Origin of the sequence: Burkholderia sp. SIMBA_062, assembly GCF_046534765.1 — a bacterium.
Taxonomy (GTDB): Bacteria; Pseudomonadota; Gammaproteobacteria; order Burkholderiales; family Burkholderiaceae; genus Burkholderia; species Burkholderia ambifaria.
In genome coordinates this window covers 215,048-229,989 of sequence record NZ_JAWRYD010000012.1, presented here as the reverse complement: position 1 = coordinate 229,989, position 14,942 = coordinate 215,048, and the positions used below count along the sequence as shown (strand labels likewise).

17 protein-coding genes are annotated in these 14,942 nt (G+C 58.0%); 13 read left to right on the top strand and 4 right to left on the bottom strand.

Annotation, left to right across the window (positions count from 1 at the left end):
* From SB786_RS16035 to SB786_RS16025, 3 genes are all read left to right on the top strand, one after another.
* Nucleotides 1-276 (top strand): integrase core domain-containing protein (locus SB786_RS16035; RefSeq protein WP_410728287.1); only part of this gene is annotated, 276 nt, incomplete at its 5' end.
* Nucleotides 277-463: 187 nt separating this feature from the next.
* Nucleotides 464-841 (top strand): DUF3592 domain-containing protein, encoded by a 378-nt coding sequence (locus SB786_RS16030; RefSeq protein WP_077020579.1) that lies wholly within the window; start codon nt 464-466, stop codon nt 839-841.
* Between the two features lie 18 nt (nt 842-859).
* Nucleotides 860-1,432: a hypothetical protein gene (locus tag SB786_RS16025; protein ID WP_410728286.1), complete on the top strand. Its 573-nt coding sequence runs from the start codon at nt 860-862 to the stop codon at nt 1,430-1,432.
* Here the strand turns inward: SB786_RS16025 and tssF are convergent, their stop codons facing one another.
* Nucleotides 1,433-3,310 carry a type VI secretion system baseplate subunit TssF gene (gene tssF / locus SB786_RS16020; protein ID WP_410728285.1) on the bottom strand — a complete coding sequence of 626 codons (1,878 nt, stop codon included), beginning with the start codon at nt 3,308-3,310 and terminating at the stop codon, nt 1,433-1,435.
* A gap of 133 nt (nt 3,311-3,443) precedes the next feature.
* On the opposite strand from tssF, the gene SB786_RS16015 reads away from it, so the two are divergent.
* The 9 genes from SB786_RS16015 to SB786_RS15975 are packed head-to-tail and all read left to right on the top strand — an operon-like array spanning nt 3,444 to nt 12,323.
* The gene (locus tag SB786_RS16015; protein ID WP_410728284.1) at nt 3,444-5,558 is read left to right on the top strand and encodes a type VI secretion system Vgr family protein; all 2,115 of its coding nucleotides are present in this window, start codon (nt 3,444-3,446) and stop codon (nt 5,556-5,558) included.
* A gap of 9 nt (nt 5,559-5,567) precedes the next feature.
* Complete coding sequence (locus SB786_RS16010; protein WP_410728283.1) at nt 5,568-6,065, top strand: DUF6484 domain-containing protein; 498 nt, start codon at nt 5,568-5,570, stop codon at nt 6,063-6,065.
* A gap of 7 nt (nt 6,066-6,072) precedes the next feature.
* A complete protein-coding gene (locus tag SB786_RS16005) occupies nt 6,073-7,098 on the top strand; it encodes a DUF2169 domain-containing protein (RefSeq protein WP_410728282.1) in 1,026 nt (341 codons plus the stop codon).
* A complete protein-coding gene (locus tag SB786_RS16000) occupies nt 7,088-8,182 on the top strand; it encodes a hypothetical protein (RefSeq protein WP_410728281.1) in 1,095 nt (364 codons plus the stop codon). The genes SB786_RS16005 and SB786_RS16000 overlap by 11 nt, the downstream gene beginning before the upstream one ends.
* On the top strand, nt 8,167-8,679 hold the full coding sequence (locus SB786_RS15995) for a DUF4150 domain-containing protein (RefSeq protein WP_081066179.1): 513 nt from the start codon (nt 8,167-8,169) through the stop codon (nt 8,677-8,679). Before SB786_RS16000 ends, SB786_RS15995 begins: the two co-directional genes overlap by 16 nt.
* Before the next feature lie 16 nt (nt 8,680-8,695).
* A complete protein-coding gene (locus SB786_RS15990) occupies nt 8,696-9,271 on the top strand; it encodes a hypothetical protein (protein ID WP_410728280.1) in 576 nt (191 codons plus the stop codon).
* 20 nt (nt 9,272-9,291) lie between these two features.
* A complete protein-coding gene (locus SB786_RS15985) occupies nt 9,292-10,308 on the top strand; it encodes a type VI immunity family protein (RefSeq protein WP_410728279.1) in 1,017 nt (338 codons plus the stop codon).
* Nucleotides 10,283-11,062 (top strand): hypothetical protein, encoded by a 780-nt coding sequence (locus SB786_RS15980; protein WP_410728278.1) that lies wholly within the window; start codon nt 10,283-10,285, stop codon nt 11,060-11,062. Before SB786_RS15985 ends, SB786_RS15980 begins: the two co-directional genes overlap by 26 nt.
* A 4-nt stretch (nt 11,063-11,066) precedes the next feature.
* Nucleotides 11,067-12,323, top strand: a complete 1,257-nt coding sequence (locus tag SB786_RS15975; RefSeq protein ID WP_410728277.1) for a hypothetical protein — start codon at nt 11,067-11,069, stop codon at nt 12,321-12,323.
* 31 nt (nt 12,324-12,354) lie between these two features.
* Here the strand turns inward: SB786_RS15975 and SB786_RS15970 are convergent, their stop codons facing one another.
* Nucleotides 12,355-12,732, bottom strand: a complete 378-nt coding sequence (locus SB786_RS15970; protein ID WP_410728276.1) for a hypothetical protein — start codon at nt 12,730-12,732, stop codon at nt 12,355-12,357.
* Nucleotides 12,733-13,350: 618 nt separating this feature from the next.
* On the opposite strand from SB786_RS15970, the gene SB786_RS15965 reads away from it, so the two are divergent.
* A complete protein-coding gene (locus SB786_RS15965) occupies nt 13,351-13,623 on the top strand; it encodes a hypothetical protein (RefSeq protein WP_410728275.1) in 273 nt (90 codons plus the stop codon).
* A 101-nt stretch (nt 13,624-13,724) separates the two neighbouring features.
* Here the strand turns inward: SB786_RS15965 and SB786_RS15960 are convergent, their stop codons facing one another.
* A complete protein-coding gene (locus SB786_RS15960; protein ID WP_410728274.1) occupies nt 13,725-14,114 on the bottom strand; it encodes a BON domain-containing protein in 390 nt (129 codons plus the stop codon).
* A gap of 341 nt (nt 14,115-14,455) precedes the next feature.
* Entirely contained in the window at nt 14,456-14,806 is a 351-nt protein-coding gene (locus SB786_RS15955; RefSeq protein ID WP_410728273.1) for a hypothetical protein, read from the bottom strand.
* Between the last annotated feature and the right edge of the window lie 136 nt (nt 14,807-14,942).

Below are 14,942 nucleotides of genomic sequence, written 5' to 3'. Positions count from 1 at the left end.
GAAGCCGGTGTCACGCTGTCGTTCATTCGGCCTGGCAAGCCGGTGGAGAATGCCTATATCGAGAGCTTCAACGGGCGGTTCCGAGATGAATGTCTGAACGAGCACTGGTTCGTCTCAATGCGCCACGCCAAGCGGCTGATTGAGGAATGGCGTATCGAGTACAACACCGAGCGACCTCATAGCTCGCTCGGCTATCTGACGCCTGCGCAGTTCGCCCGGGCGCACGACGCAAAGCAGCAGTTTTTAACCTCGGACTCTAACTGCAGTTCGGACTAAAACCGGGGGCAGGTCACTCGCTGCTATTTCATCAGCATCACAACTACAGACAAGACGCGTCGAAAGCGGCGTCATGAGGTTGCGTAAACCGCCTGCGCCGATTTGATAGCCGGCGATGCGCTAAAATCCAGCGCAGACAGGCTGCGGTCAAACTCCGCGTGTCGAATGAAAGAAATCGAGAGGGCTCATGGTCAAGGCTATCCTAGGCATTGTGATGGGGATCGGTTTTCTCATAATCGCGGCCTTCGTCGCGTGGTCGACTCACGAATTTCTCCAAACGGCGATTGCCGTGCCCGGAGAAGTTGTCAGCCTGAATGCAGGCGGGAGCCATCCCCAAGTCGAATTTGTCACCAAAGCAGGCCAGCGCGTCTCCTATCCGCAGGGAGGGATGATCTACGGTATGAAAGTCGGCGATAAGGTGACCGTGCTGTATCAGGAGGACGCGCCTCTGCGATCCGCCACGATCGATCGATTCGGCGCAGTTTGGAATTGGACGTTGATGGCACTGATCTTCGGCGTCGGCTTCATTCTCTTCTCGCTGATGAACCTGCCATCCAGAAAATAAACGACTTGAGAGGGCCACGTGTCAATTTTCAGGCATAGCGACTGGACATACAAAACTGGCGCAACAGGTGGGGTCAGTCTCGAACTTGCCGTTGCTTCCGGTGGCACAATCGTCTTGGCGGATCCTAGCGGCCAACTGTTCGATTTCTACTACGGCGGCATTGGGATCGGATATGGCGTTGGGCTTCGAATCCCGAAGATCAAGTTGCCACGATTCTCAATCCCCGAGATCAAGATCCCCAAGATTGCTGGACATGAGGTCGGCGGAGCCGGTTCTCTCAAGTCCTTTGACAGCGCCGGCTTGATATATATGGCGCCAGCGTTTGATGGCAAGGAACTCTCCAAGTCCGATTTTCAGGGCGCCACGGTCTATCTCGACGGAGGCGTCGGCGTCGGATACGGCAAAGCAGGCACGGCCATGCTTCTCGGCATCAATCCCGCACAGCTTGCGCTCGGGCTATCAAGCCCCGCAATGATGTGGTTAGCAGAGAACGCAATTGCTCACGCGCGGGCCGCCCTGGTGATGGGCGGGACGACTGTGGGCCTCATAGCTGGAGGGGGCGCAGGCATTTTGGTCGGTTATCTGCATTAACTAGATCAGCGGCCGTGTTCCGATTCGCGCCGGACAGCGTTGAAGTTCGCGCCCCGTCTGCGAGGAGCAAATAATCAGCTCGATGTAGCTGTTCATCGCAGCATACGGGGCAAACAACCTGTCCAACGTTCGCGCGAACAAGTGCAACGTGACGTCGCGCAACGCTGCTTCATCGAGAGAGACGACAATCTCGACACCGCGGACGAACGACGGGAACGCGCCATCGGGTGACATCCATCTGATCGCAGGGCGATGGTCCAGGTCGGTGATCGCATCAATGCTCCGTTGCGCGATGATGTTCGCACGCGGCGCGTGCAGTCTTAGAAAGTCTTTAAATGCCTTCAGCCCCGTTTGCGTCAGATCGAACGGGTGCAACGACATGCCCGCAAGGATCCGCCACAATGCGTCGTGGCCGCGCGGCAGAGTGCTCGGCAAGGTCGGGCGCGTAAGCAATCTAATGGGGCACGCTAACGCCGCGCCCTCGTGCAGCAGGTCGCTGTCTCGTGCACCGATCGGCAACCGGGCGGGCAAATCTCCATTGGTAGCCGTGACGTCGACGTCGACTTGCGGATGTTTCAGTTGCGCAGAATGGCCCTCCAGTCCGACGAGTGATAGCAGCAGTGGCGCGCGCGTTGTTCCAGTTGCTGTGTACAGATCGCGAAACGCAGCCCAGTATGCAATCGCGGGATCAGGGGCGCGAGCATGGCTGAACGCCCGGTAAGGCAATACGTTCGTACGTACGTGGCGACTGGTCGATGGCGAGCCCCTCTCTTGTTCAGCCTGCAAGCGATCGCCTAAATGAACGGCATCGATCGAGTACACGTCGAGCGGGGAGCCGGTTTCCAGCGGCTCCGGTGTGACGGGGTACGCCCTATCAGCGCTTGTCAACTGGATCGGAATCGCATCTCGCTTGAACAGATTGACCACCGGTGTGCAGTACAAGCGAAAGGATGAGGCATCGAGTTCAGTCAGTACCTGTGCTGCGGCGGATTCGGCTGATGTGTCGAGGATCGCGAGATGCAACGTCAGTCGCTTTGCCGCTGGCGTGCGTGCGGCCCGCCGCATTCGTCCTAGATCGATGTCAACAAAGTCGAATTTTTCGGGGAACGCAAACGACTCGATGAGCGTTTGGTATGCATCGGATGTAGTGGTCAATTCTTTCGGCAATAGGCATTCATTCTCGTCAAAACCCACCGATTCGATCGGTATCCTAGATAATGCCGTCCACCGACCGCTCTGATCGACCTCAACAAATGCGGCGCCAGCACGTAGCAGCAAAGCATCGGTGAGCGCAGCGATGCGTGGCCGATCGCCAGACAGGTGAACGCGAACTGTACCGGACGGGATTGCCTCATCGAATATCCCAGTCGGTGTCGCACTGGCGAATTCGATCGAAAGTATGCCAGTGACATTCGACGGGAGTCGGACGGCCGCTGGGACGAGCGTAGCCGGAGCATAGCGCACCGAGTGAACTCGCAACGGGGACAACGTGACGTCATAGATAGTTTGAAACCGGTACGGCGCCGCGTTAGCATCGAGCAGCGTGCCACGTGGCATCGTGAACGGCGTTGTCAACTGACCGAAGAGATCCGACGGATCAAACTGCGCGATGGCGCACGAAGGCACGGTGCGAAGATACTGTGGATACAGCACCTCCAACAGCGATTCAGTGAATTCCGGATAGGCGTCCTCGAGCTTTGCATCGACACGCGCGGCCAGCAATGCAAACGTCTGGATCATCCGGTCGACATGCAGATCGCCCTGCCCGTTTGCAATCCCGAGTCGGGCGCCGATCTTCGGATAGCGTCGTGCAAATTCCGTAACGCCACGGAGCAGTAAACCGACCTCGTATTCGTAGTGGGGCAACAGGTTATCCATTCACCTTCCCTACAACTCCGTCCCCATATATGAGGTACAAGAAACGCAAAACTTGATCTTTTCGGCGGCTAGCAGTTTAAAATCCACCGACGAATAATATCCTGCCATTCCGATGCGGGGTTCTGAGGGCGCCATGCAACTGTCAGATATTCCAAGTTTTTTTGGGCTACAGAGCAATCGGCTGTTCACCATCCAGACGCCTATGAAGGGCCGATCTGACTTGGTGCTTGTCGATTTCCACGGTACCGAAGGCTTATCTCAAAACTTCGAGTTCCACGTTCGGCTCGCCTCTCAAGACTCGAACATTGAACTGAAGAAGTTGATCGGTCAGCCTGTGACGATTACGTTACAGCTTACCGATGCGCTGGCGAGCTCGGAAGAACGGTATTTCAACGGCTACGTAGCCAACTTCACCCACCTCGACCACGACGGTAGCTTCACCGTCTACAGCGCGACCCTCGTGCCATGGCTTTGGATGCTCTCGCGCAGTCGCGACATCCGGATTTTTCAGGAAGAGAATACCGAAGCAATTCTTTCAAAAGTCTTTCGAGACTATGGAAAGATTGCGTCGTTCGAGTTCCGGTTGTCTAAGGCGACGAAGAATCGCAGCTACTGCACGCAGTACCGTGAAACCGACTTGGAATTTGTCGAGCGCCTCATGCAAGAAGATGGCCTGTTCTTCTTCTTCGAGCACGCGAAAGACGGTCACAAACTAGTCATCTCGGACAACTCGATTAGCGCGAAGCCGATTAGCGGCCGCAGTCCGATGCTGCAATACACAAAAGGCGAGGCGCTCGACAATCTGGCGGTCGTTACGTCGTTCCAGGCGAGCCGGCAACTGGAATCCAACAGTGTCGGGCTGAAGACGTTTGATTACAAAGCACCGCACGCCCGTCGGTTTGTTTCGGGCGGAACCGAAGTCAACCAAGGTGAAGTACCGTCGTACGAAGTCTACGACTACCTGGGCGAACATGGGTTTGCGGACAGCGATCGCGGAGAAGCGTTGACGCGCTTCAGAACGCAGGCGCTTGCGGCACACAGCAAAGTCTTCATCGGAACGAGCACGAGCCGGCGGCTGACGCCATGCCAATACTTCGAACTCGACGATCACTACGACCACAGCAATGCCAAACAGGAGGATCGACAGTTTCTGCTGACGACGATCACCCACAGCGGAACGAACAACTATCAGGCCGGAGATGGCGCAGCGAACTACCAGTGCAGTTTCACCTGCATCCGCAAGAAGATTCCGTATCGGCCGGCGTTCACGATCGAGCGCCCATCGATCATCGGTCCGCAAACGGCCGTCGTCGTCGGTCCCGAAGGGGAAGAAATTTACACGGACAACCTGGGCCGCGTGAAGGTGCAATTCCATTGGGATCGGCTGGGCAAGCGCGATCAAGGCAGTTCATGCTGGGTACGCGTCGGGCAACCGTGGGCCGGTCGCGGATTTGGGATGATCCAGATCCCGCGGATAGGTGACGAGGTAGTCGTAATTTTCCTCGACGGTAATCCGGATAGACCCCTGATCATCTCGAGCGTCTATAACTCCGCCAACCTGCCTCCATGGGGATTGCCTGCGAATGCTACGCAGAGCGGGATTCTCACGCGCTCGACCAAAACAGGCAACGTCAACACGGCCAACGCCATTCGCTTCGAGGACAAGAAGGGTTCGGAGGAAGTCTGGTTGCACGCTGAGAAAGATCAGCGCCTCGAGGTCGAACACGACGAGTCGCATTGGGTTGGAAACGATCGAAAGAAGAACATCGATCACGATGAGACGGTGCATGTCGGCCATGACCGAACCGAGACGGTCGACAACAATGAGACCATCACGATCGGCGTGGATCGTACCGAACGCGTTGGCAGCAACGAGACACTGACGGTCGGCGGCAACCGGAACGAAACGATCGAGGGTTGGCAAAATCTCCTGATCGCACTTGCTTCGGCCGAGACGATCGGATTGGCCAAGGCGCTGACAATCGGCGCCGGTTATACCGTCACGGTTGCCGGAGCGATGAACACGGCAGTAGGTCTCGCTCAGGCAGAAGAAGTCGGTCTGTCGAAAAATACGGTTGTCGGCAAGACCTGGTCGATCAGCGCCGGGGATCGGCTCGAAATCAAGGTTGGCAAGGCGCGCATCACGCTCGAGAGCAACGGGAACATCTCGATCAGCGGGGCCACACTTTCCATCGATGGTTCGGGCCCGGTGAGAATCAGCGGAAATAACGTCGATATCAATTCATAGGGGGCCGAGATGGGAGTCGCAGAACATATTGCCGCACTGAGTGTTGCACCGCCGACCCAACGGACGGCTGAGCTGGTTCTCGGAACCATAGCCAAGGTCGATTCGAATCATGGTGTCTGGGTCGACTACCCCGATAACCCGTACCAAGCGCCGCTTGCCGCGATTTGCGCCACGAGTGTCGTTGCGGCAGACGTCGGGCGCGAAGTGGTATTGGCATTCGTGCAGGGTGACCCGGCGCAACCTATCCTCATGGGCCTTCTGCGCCGGCACGGAACAAGAAATCAAGCCGCGGCTGGGGCCCTCGTTCACGCCATCACGCCGGCTATCTCTGCGACCACGGAAGCATCGCACGTATGCGTTGAAGCGGCCGAAGCGATGACGCTGAAGTGCGGCCAGGCAAGTCTCACGTTGAACAAGGACGGACGCGTCATCGTTCGCGGGACGAATGTAGCGACCTATGCTGAAGGTACGCTCCGGTTGCGTGGATCGGTTGTCGAGCTGAACTGAAATCGACATGTTGCAACTGCAAAATGTGACGCCGTTCGCTGCTGAACGAGCAGTGCAGTTCGACCGACATGGTGGGCACCTGTGGGTCGTGGTTGTCAAGGCAACGTATGATCTGCACGCTGACGGTACGCTGTCGCTATCGAAGCAGCAAGAGCCAGTGAAAACGCATCCGGAGTATTTCGGAGAGCCGGGGCACTCGACCCTGAGGCGAGACGCCGAAATCGTGTTCGCGCATCCGGGGAGCGCCATCATGGTCAACGGTTCGGCATACGCACCCGAAGATGAACCGTTGCGTGAGCTCGATGTCGGCATTTCGATCGGATCGATACATCGAGTCATCAGGGTGTTCGGCTCGCGTCGTTGGGATTCTGGGTTATTCGGACTGCGTATGACGGATCCTGAATTGTTTTCACGCTGGCCGTTACGGTACGAATTCGCCTACGGCGGAACGAGTTCGCGGCAAAAGGACGGATTCTCCGACAATCCGCTGGGCATGGGATTCTTTGTGGACCGGGACGACGCGCGCGACGGCAAGCTGCCCCATATCGAGGATCCGCGCCATCTGATCAAATCGTGGAAAGATCGACCTGCGCCGGCCGGGATGAATGCGATACCGCCGCTGTGGCCGGCGCGTGCACGCTTCAGCGGTACAACTGATGAACAGTGGATCACGACGCGCGCACCGCTGGTTCCGGACGATTTCGATGTCGCATTCTTCAACTCGGCCTCGCCGGGCATGGCGACCGTAGTTCCGTTGAGAGGCGGCGAACGTGTCGTGCTTGCCCACCTGACGCCGTCGGCGGAAATGACATTTCGGCTGCCTCGCGTGCATTTCAACCTGTTGACGACAATAGGCGGCCGGACGATTCGTCAACACGCACAACTGGATCGCGTGATAGTCGAGCCGGACGACAGTCGATTGGTGATGGTGTGGCGCAGCGTCCTGGCATGCGGGCGTGATGCTCGTCGTGTACAGGTCACGTATGTCGATACCAAGCGGGATCTGCATACCGGGAGGTTCTATGGGGTTTGATAGCCCGATCGTGGTGAGCGGATTCGGTGCGTGTACGTCGGTGGGCTTGTCCGCTGCCGAATCTTGCAACGCCGTACTGTCGAGCGTGTCGCGCATCGCGCGACACAAACGCTACCCGTATGCCCGCAGGGGCGGCGCCATTGCGCTCGCGAAGCTCGATTGTCTGAGTGAGGATGCGGCCTGTGTTTCGCGAATGACGGAGCTGGCTCGCCGGGCGCTGGACGATTTATTGGCCCGTCATGGGCACATTCTGGACGCATCGGCCGGGATGCCGGCAAGGCCCATTCCGGTGCTGCTTTCGCTCCCGCCCGAGCGTCCCGGTTTGCCGCACGCGGATATCGCGTCCGTCGCTGGGGAAATCTGCAAATCGATACCGCAATTTTCACGTAGCGGGAGTCGATTTTTTTGCAGCGGTCATACAGGTTTTATCGCGGGTCTGGCCAGGTCGGTCGACATCTTGAAGGCTGGAGAGGCGGATTTTTGCATCATTGGCGGGGTCGACTCGCCGCTCGATATGAATTATCTGCACTGGCTCGACGATACCGACCGACTCAAGCACCAGGACAATCCGTTCGGCATGGTTCCAGGTGAGGGGGCGGCTTTTGCTCTTCTGCGCGCGGACGTGGGGCGAGCGTCAGTGGAGAACACGACGCGTGTCGTATTGCGCGCCGTTGGTCTCGCTACGGAAACCATGCCGTGGTATGCCGATCAGGCGTCGCGCGGCGACGGACTGACGGCCGCAATCTCGCAGTGCTTGTCAACCGACATCCAGGTGGACAATTGCTATGGCGATTTGACTGGCGAGACCTGGCGCAGTGCCGAATGGGATTTCGCGTTTCTGCGTAACGGCCGCCAGTTTGCGCACCCGCTCGATATCAGCCACCCGGCGGAGATTTGGGGCGATACGGGGGCGGCGTCTGCTGCAATGCTGTGTATGTTGGCGCACGATGAACTCACGGATATCGTGATGCCGCGACGGCGTTCGCTGGTTTTTTCCGCATCGGATACCAGGCTGTCTCGCGCAGCCTGCCTGCTTGAGCATATGGGTTCTCATGAGGGGGAGGCACCGTGGCATCTACAGTGATCGTCAACAAGCTGACCAATGTTCATTCGAAAAGCGGGGGAATCGCTACCTGCGCGGCGCCGGACTTTTGCAAGACGCCGGGCGCCGGTGTAGTGCCTTATACGAATGTTGCGTTTTCGCGCGATCTGGTGAATGGATCGAAGACCGTTCGTACGAATGGCGTTCCCGCTGCGCTGAAGGAGTCGGAGTTCAAGCCCAGTTATGGCGACGAGCCTGGTGTGGGAGGCGGCGTCGTGTCCGGCGTCAATCGCGGATGGGCAAAATTTACGAACTACAGCTACGACGTCAAGATCGAAGGGCGCAACGTCGCGAGGCTTTCCGATCCCATGATGATGAATGGCAATAACCCGAATACCAATACGCCGGCCGAGGTCCAGTCGAATCTGCTCGACCAGGGCGGAATTCTATGCCGTATTTTTTGCTGGTGCGATGCGGGGAATGATGGTGGTGACTTCGTCAAGATCAAGGAAGTGCCGACGGGCGGGATAACAGCCTGATGCAGGAGAATTTCATATGCCAAAGATGTCGGATAAGGAAAAATGCTTCCAGGAAGCATGGGACAAGTACAAGGACGCAACCGGCAACAAGGACATGGATATCGAGTCCCAGAAGCCTTGGGGGCAACGCCCCGATGGCAGCTGGAACAGCAACTATTCCAGCTGGCAGCACCTGCTCAACAGTTTCCTGAAAGGGGCGACCGAACAGATGCGCTTTCCGGACCTCACGGTAACCAACGGCGGAAAAACGAGCGTGCTCGATCTGAAGTTCACGCGCTCCGATGGAACCGTGGATACCTGGCGAACGAACCCAGGTGCAGGCAATGGTAATTTGCAGCGTCAGGATTACAACACGATCAACGAGCAGGAGAACGGCGGACGTAATCCATACGCCGGTGAGGATCCGAGTCTGGACCCTGAGAAATGTGGTTGCGGAAAGGGAACCAAGGTTCAGCAGGAAGAGGTGCTGAAGCAGGTTCCCGTTCCGGGCATGGGGATGTATGGCATGCCTCTTTTGGAATTTCCCAATGGGTTGCCGTCTTTCGGCCTGGGTGGAGCAGGCGGGATGGTGCCGGAGTTTGTCATTCCGTGAGGAGCGTGATGCAAGACGCAATGAATCTCGGCTTCGAAAGGGCCGATGTCGCTTTGATCAGTCCGTGCCTGTTGTTCGAGTGGGCGATGGAGTTTGACGAAGGTCCCGAAATCTTCGATTTCTACAGGCGTGCGCGGGAAGCATTGGGCGATCGCTTGACGCACTACAACACCGGCGACGGACGCTGGAAGCCCATCAACAAGCGGTCGGAAAGCCTCGTCAAGACCTGGTGCGAAAACCCTGTCCCGTTTCCGAAGAAATTCTATTGCTTGATGGAAAATGGCGCCGATGCGGGGGCGACGGCCAGCAGCCTGCGAATCGATTTCGCGCATCGTCCGCATGTCGAACCGGCGCCTGACGAACTCGAGCAATGGCGTGCGACCGAGCGGCGGTCGCTCCCGATGCACACGATCCTCAATCTGACGTTGCCGCTCGACCATCCGTTGGTGACCGGCAACCGTGTCGTAGACTGGCTGTGCGAATTCGATATCGTGGCGAACAGGCAGTTTATTTCGGGATCCTGTGGATTCGGACTCAACTTTCCGATCAATTTTCCATCGCCCGATCTGGATACGGAAACCCGCAATCGGGTAGCCGCGTTGATGCAGCGATATCCCGGGTTCGATGTCGCAAGCGTCATGGTCGGCGTTGGCAACAAGTTGCGGCAGCGCGACCCAGAGTTCACGGAGAGGCATCAGGCGGCCATTGCGCGTCCCTATCTGAAGCGGGCGAACTGGTTGACCTTCCTGAGCGAGAATCAGGTCGACTGGATCGGCGGCATTTCCGCGATCGAGGAACACATCGCCGGAACACCGGCGCGTTTGCGCGGGCTCAAACATGGTGTGTGCCTGCAGGCCACGCCGGAGCCGCAGCTCGGAGACGCCGCTCGCGACGATTACGTTGCTGCATACGGTCCCGTGGCAAAACTGGTGCGGCCGGTCAGGCTCGATTCGGTGGATGGCGGCCTGCTGCCGTGGGAGTTTCGACAGCACGGGGTGCAGGAATGGCTCGATGCCTTCGATCGAGCGAATCATTGACGAGGTATGCGTGATGCGAGTCGATATCACGGGACGCGGCATGGGCGTCGCCTATCTCGAAAAAAATGCAGAAGGGACCTCGCTCGAGACTTCCGATCTGGTCATGTCCGATCCATTGCCGTTATTCGCCGGGTACATCAATCTTGGCTTTTACGTGAGCGACGCTCGCGAGAATCGCCGGGCATCGGCGAAGGTCGTCTCGTCGACGTGGGATCCGGCGAGCGAAACGCAACGTTGGTGCGTTGCCACGGATCATCTGCCGGTATCGCAGTGGCGCGTCGCGACCAATCTACTGGCAGCGATGGGCATTCGCTCCAGCATCGTGTGCATAGACGAACCTGACGCGAATGCGGTCGAGCGGGAGCTTGTCGTGGATCAAGGGGAATGGCCTCGCCCTGCGGTTGATGCGCCGTTCGCGTTCGCGCAGAAGCTCGACGGGCGTGATTCGATTCGCGGGTGCGAAGTACAAATCGAGTTCGATCAACCCCTCGCCAAAGCGGTCGCAACCCCGATATGTACCGCGATCGAGACATGGGCGAACGTTGTCGCTCGAAGCGGCTTCGCTCCGCCAGGCGTCGATCCCGCGAATGCGGGAACGTTCGCGAGCGGCACCTGTCAGTATGATCCGCATACGATTGCTTCGAGTTTCGACTACGTATTCAGAGTCGATCCGGCGTGTTTCGACGCACTCGTCGGCTATTTGTCGAGAATTCATCGTGACGGGCAAAAGATCCGTCGACTGACGGTGACCTGATGCCATGTCGGACAGCAACGAACTGTTTTCCGAGCGTTTCTGTACGGAACACCTCGAGGAAATCGTGCATCTGGACCGCGTCCGTGAGCGGGCTTCACTCTTGTCCGATTTTACGCTCGACGATTTCGTTCGAATGGACAAGCGCCTGCTCGGTCACTTGAGAGGTCTGACATTGCGCGAAGCGACCGCGTGGCGATGCATCAGAAATTGCATCGACACTCAAGGGGCCACGCCGGGGATGTTGTTTGCAGCGGGTATCGTTGCGTTCGCAGGAGGCGATCGGGGGCGGCTCGAAGAATATCGGACATGGTTGGACGATCAGGTGCCGCGCTATCCATTGATGGAAAAGATCGCAAAATGGATCGGGCCTGCCTGGTATCGGATCGGTGAATTCAGGCTCGCCGGGCTCGATAACGATTTCGACGTCATATGCCGACTGAACGCCGCAGCAACGCCCGAAGAGGCTGATGCCGTCATTGCTTCCACGCCGCGGGATTCGGCATCGGCGGTCGTGACCGCGATTGCCAATACGGTTCGCCAGTTCGGATTGAAGCGCTTTGCGGGCGACATGACGATTCTGCTCGAGCATCAAGACCGTGCAGTAAGGTCTGCGGCGTTCATGGCGCTGCTCCGGCTCGAGGGCGCGGTCGCACTCGACCGGCTTTGGCGGGCTCAGTGGACGGATCTGGATTGCCCCGAACTCTTTTATCGCGCCATGACCGTTTTGCCTCCGTCCGTCGTTCCGGAATGGATCGAACGACTGGAAAATCAAGGGCAGCGCCGCGAGGCGCTTGTCTGTGCTGCATTTTCCGGATTGTCGGCTCAGATTCCTTACCTGTCCGGCAAAATCGACGCTCCTCAATTGTCGACGTTGGCAAAACTGTGCCACGTTGCCGTTGTGGGATATCTACCTGCGGAGCGCGTGTCCGATTCGGGGCGGATCGGAAAGGACGATTCGAGCGTTGAATTTGCCCCCCTCGATCAGCCGGAAATGTTCTTTTTCCACGAGGGGAACCATCGAAACGCGCAGGATGGCGCGGAATTTCAAATTGAGAATGCGTCCTCGGGTAGTCGCGTCATCGCTGGTCAAGCGATAACGATACAGCATGCTATTTCGATATTTCAAAAAGGGGTGCAGCTGCAGCGCATCATCGCTGGATATTGGCTTGAGAGTCTGGAGGGAGGGGGCCGTCTCGACCCCACAGCTCCGGCCTTTTTTCAGGTCCAAGAACTTTCGGCGATGACCCTCAGATTTGCATAAGCGGCCACTTCGCCGCGCTCCATGCCAGTGATCACTTGGGGGGCACGTCCGACGGCCTTTGCCAATACACCTGCTCGGGCCGCACTGTATCGAAGCGGATAACCTGGTCGAGCGGAACAACCTGCGTGCGGTGCTGCAGTGGGTCGTACAAGGCACACCGTTTGTCGGTGCAGGTCGCAATGAAGCCGTCGTATATCTCGCGTCCACCGGCGATCGCGCGCTCAACGTGCACCGGCCGGAAGTCCGACGAATTGAAGCTCGATCGTACGCAATTATTGATCATGCGCATCTGGCGCTGCGCGTCGTCCTCGCCCCGCCTTTCAGCTTTGTACTGAATCCATTGGAAGCCGAGCAATACGACCCCCACAAACACCGTGGCGGCAGCCATGCCGAAGCAGCCCCAGATCACGAATGGGATCGATCGTGGCTCGCTGGTCGGGGCGCGTGAAGTTGTCCGGGAGCCGTACCGATTCAATAGCCACTCTCTAACCATCCATACGAGTACGAACCACATGGAAATTGCGACGGTCGGAACGAGGACGCTCTCAAAGAAGCCCTGTACCCCTAACCATGCCCCAATACGAAAGCGCCCCTCGATCCCACGGCAACAGCTCTGCATCCACACCATAGGTGATCAAGTAGGCGTCTCGATATGCCCGGCCTTGGCTATATAGCAGCGCGCTGCTGACGGCAATCCACAATGCGGCACTCAGAGCCAAGTTGATCGCGCTAGCGACGTGTGTCGGCAACACGGTCGGAACTGCTGACACGACGCCTTTGCGTCGGGCAAATACACGGGGTGGACGCGCAGTTCTCTTCATGGGGCTGAACTCAGTGACTGGAATGGGAGCATGCCGGTCGGGGTTGAAGCAAATGGGGCGATTCTCACCGATTTTTACTCTGCCTGTCTGGTAGTTACGCCCCGCTATTCAGCAGCGATATTGCTACGAGTCTCTGCGAACTGCGGCGAGCCGATCTTTTCTTGCCACTGCGGTTTGGCCGGGAACACCATACCTGAAATTGCGCGATGGTCGCTGACACGGCTGGGGGCATATTCGCAGGCGGGCGCCAACGCGCTTCCGGCGCTGGCGCCGCCAAACCGGATGATATCGACGCCGTCGTGAAGGCGGTTTCGCCCACGCCCGTCAACGTCATCCTCGTCAGCCCCGACACGCAGACCGTAGATTTCAAGAAGCTCGGCGTGCGGCGGGTCAGCGTTGGTGCGATACGAGGTGGCAGACCGACGGGCCGCATGGGCACCCTCAGCAATCGCAGCGGGACGGTGAGCGGCGGCACGTGAAGGCGCTCAGCCGTCGCATTACCTGTTGATCGTCGGCGCGAACCGTCGCAGGTTTGACTTGCCCATTCGGTGTAATGAGAGCGGTTGAGCGGACCAACGGTTCAGTGCCCGGCTTCCTTTACGGACAAGTTGTTGACGATGGATTTCGCCGGGACCGCGACCTGTGCTGCATTCTGTGCAAGCTGAACCTGGTTCTGTTCGGGAACCGTGCCGTCGAGGGTAACGGTGTTTCCGCGTGCAACTACACGGATGTCCGAGGTGGCGAGTCCTTGCGTCCGTGTCAACGCCTTGCGGACTTGTGTTTCGATGTGCCAGTTTGCCCGGCGCGCTTGTTTCTTGCTGATCGTCGTTGCAGACGAGGCCGGAACTGATGGCGTGCTTTGAGCGAACGCGGTGGTGGTGACAACGAACACCGGGACGAGTGCCAATGCTGCAAGTTTGAAATGGCGCATTTCTTCCTCTCTGTTAAACAGTGCCGAGACGATGGTCATTACCGGTCTCGGTGTGTGGGGGGAAGCCTTGGTCGATGGACCGACGCGGAAATCACGCGCGAGGGTCATCTAGACGACGCAGACAACGACAACCCCGACATGGCGGTAGTTCAGCCTTCGTCGGGGGCAGCGCAGTGTCCGACACTCCCCTGACAATGATTTTCGAAAACGCACACCTGATTATTGGATAGAACGAAGTAATACCGTTCTACAGATTCTGTTGCGCTCGGTTCGTCTTTCGAGACGGTCGGGAAGAGACCGATGTTCGGGATGACGACGAGATCGCCGTCCGTACCTGGACGCATGTGCAGAGAGGGGGCGACCTGTCGATGAGGTGGCTCCTACGTCCAGTCCTTCGCGTCATCGACGGTCGTCTTGTAACCGGGAAAATGGTGAAACGGTTCCTGTCGGCGAGAGACGACGGGGACCGGATTTCGTGACGGAGCAACCCGTACGGGACCCGATCGATTCGGAGCTATCCTCCGATGCGTTGAATCGTTGTTGCCGGCGATCATGCATGCGAGTCGACCGTCGGTCGAGATCTGCTCCAGCGGCGTTACCAGATCCGTTTCAACCTCGGTCATCGTATCGGTAAGAGGCAGCTTTTGTGTCATATGGCCGAAGCCGGTCGCGCACGCGACTATGGCGGTCAGACAGGCTACGCGAAACGGGATCGCGTTCATCGATTTCATCGGACTGGCTCCTATGTCAGGTACGCAGAGGTGCACTTCGAATCCGGGCTGCGCTAGATTGAGCCGCTATGCGCAGTGCATTTGCATCATTGGCGAAGCTTGATTCGAATCGACTACAAAGCGTTTCGCGATGGAT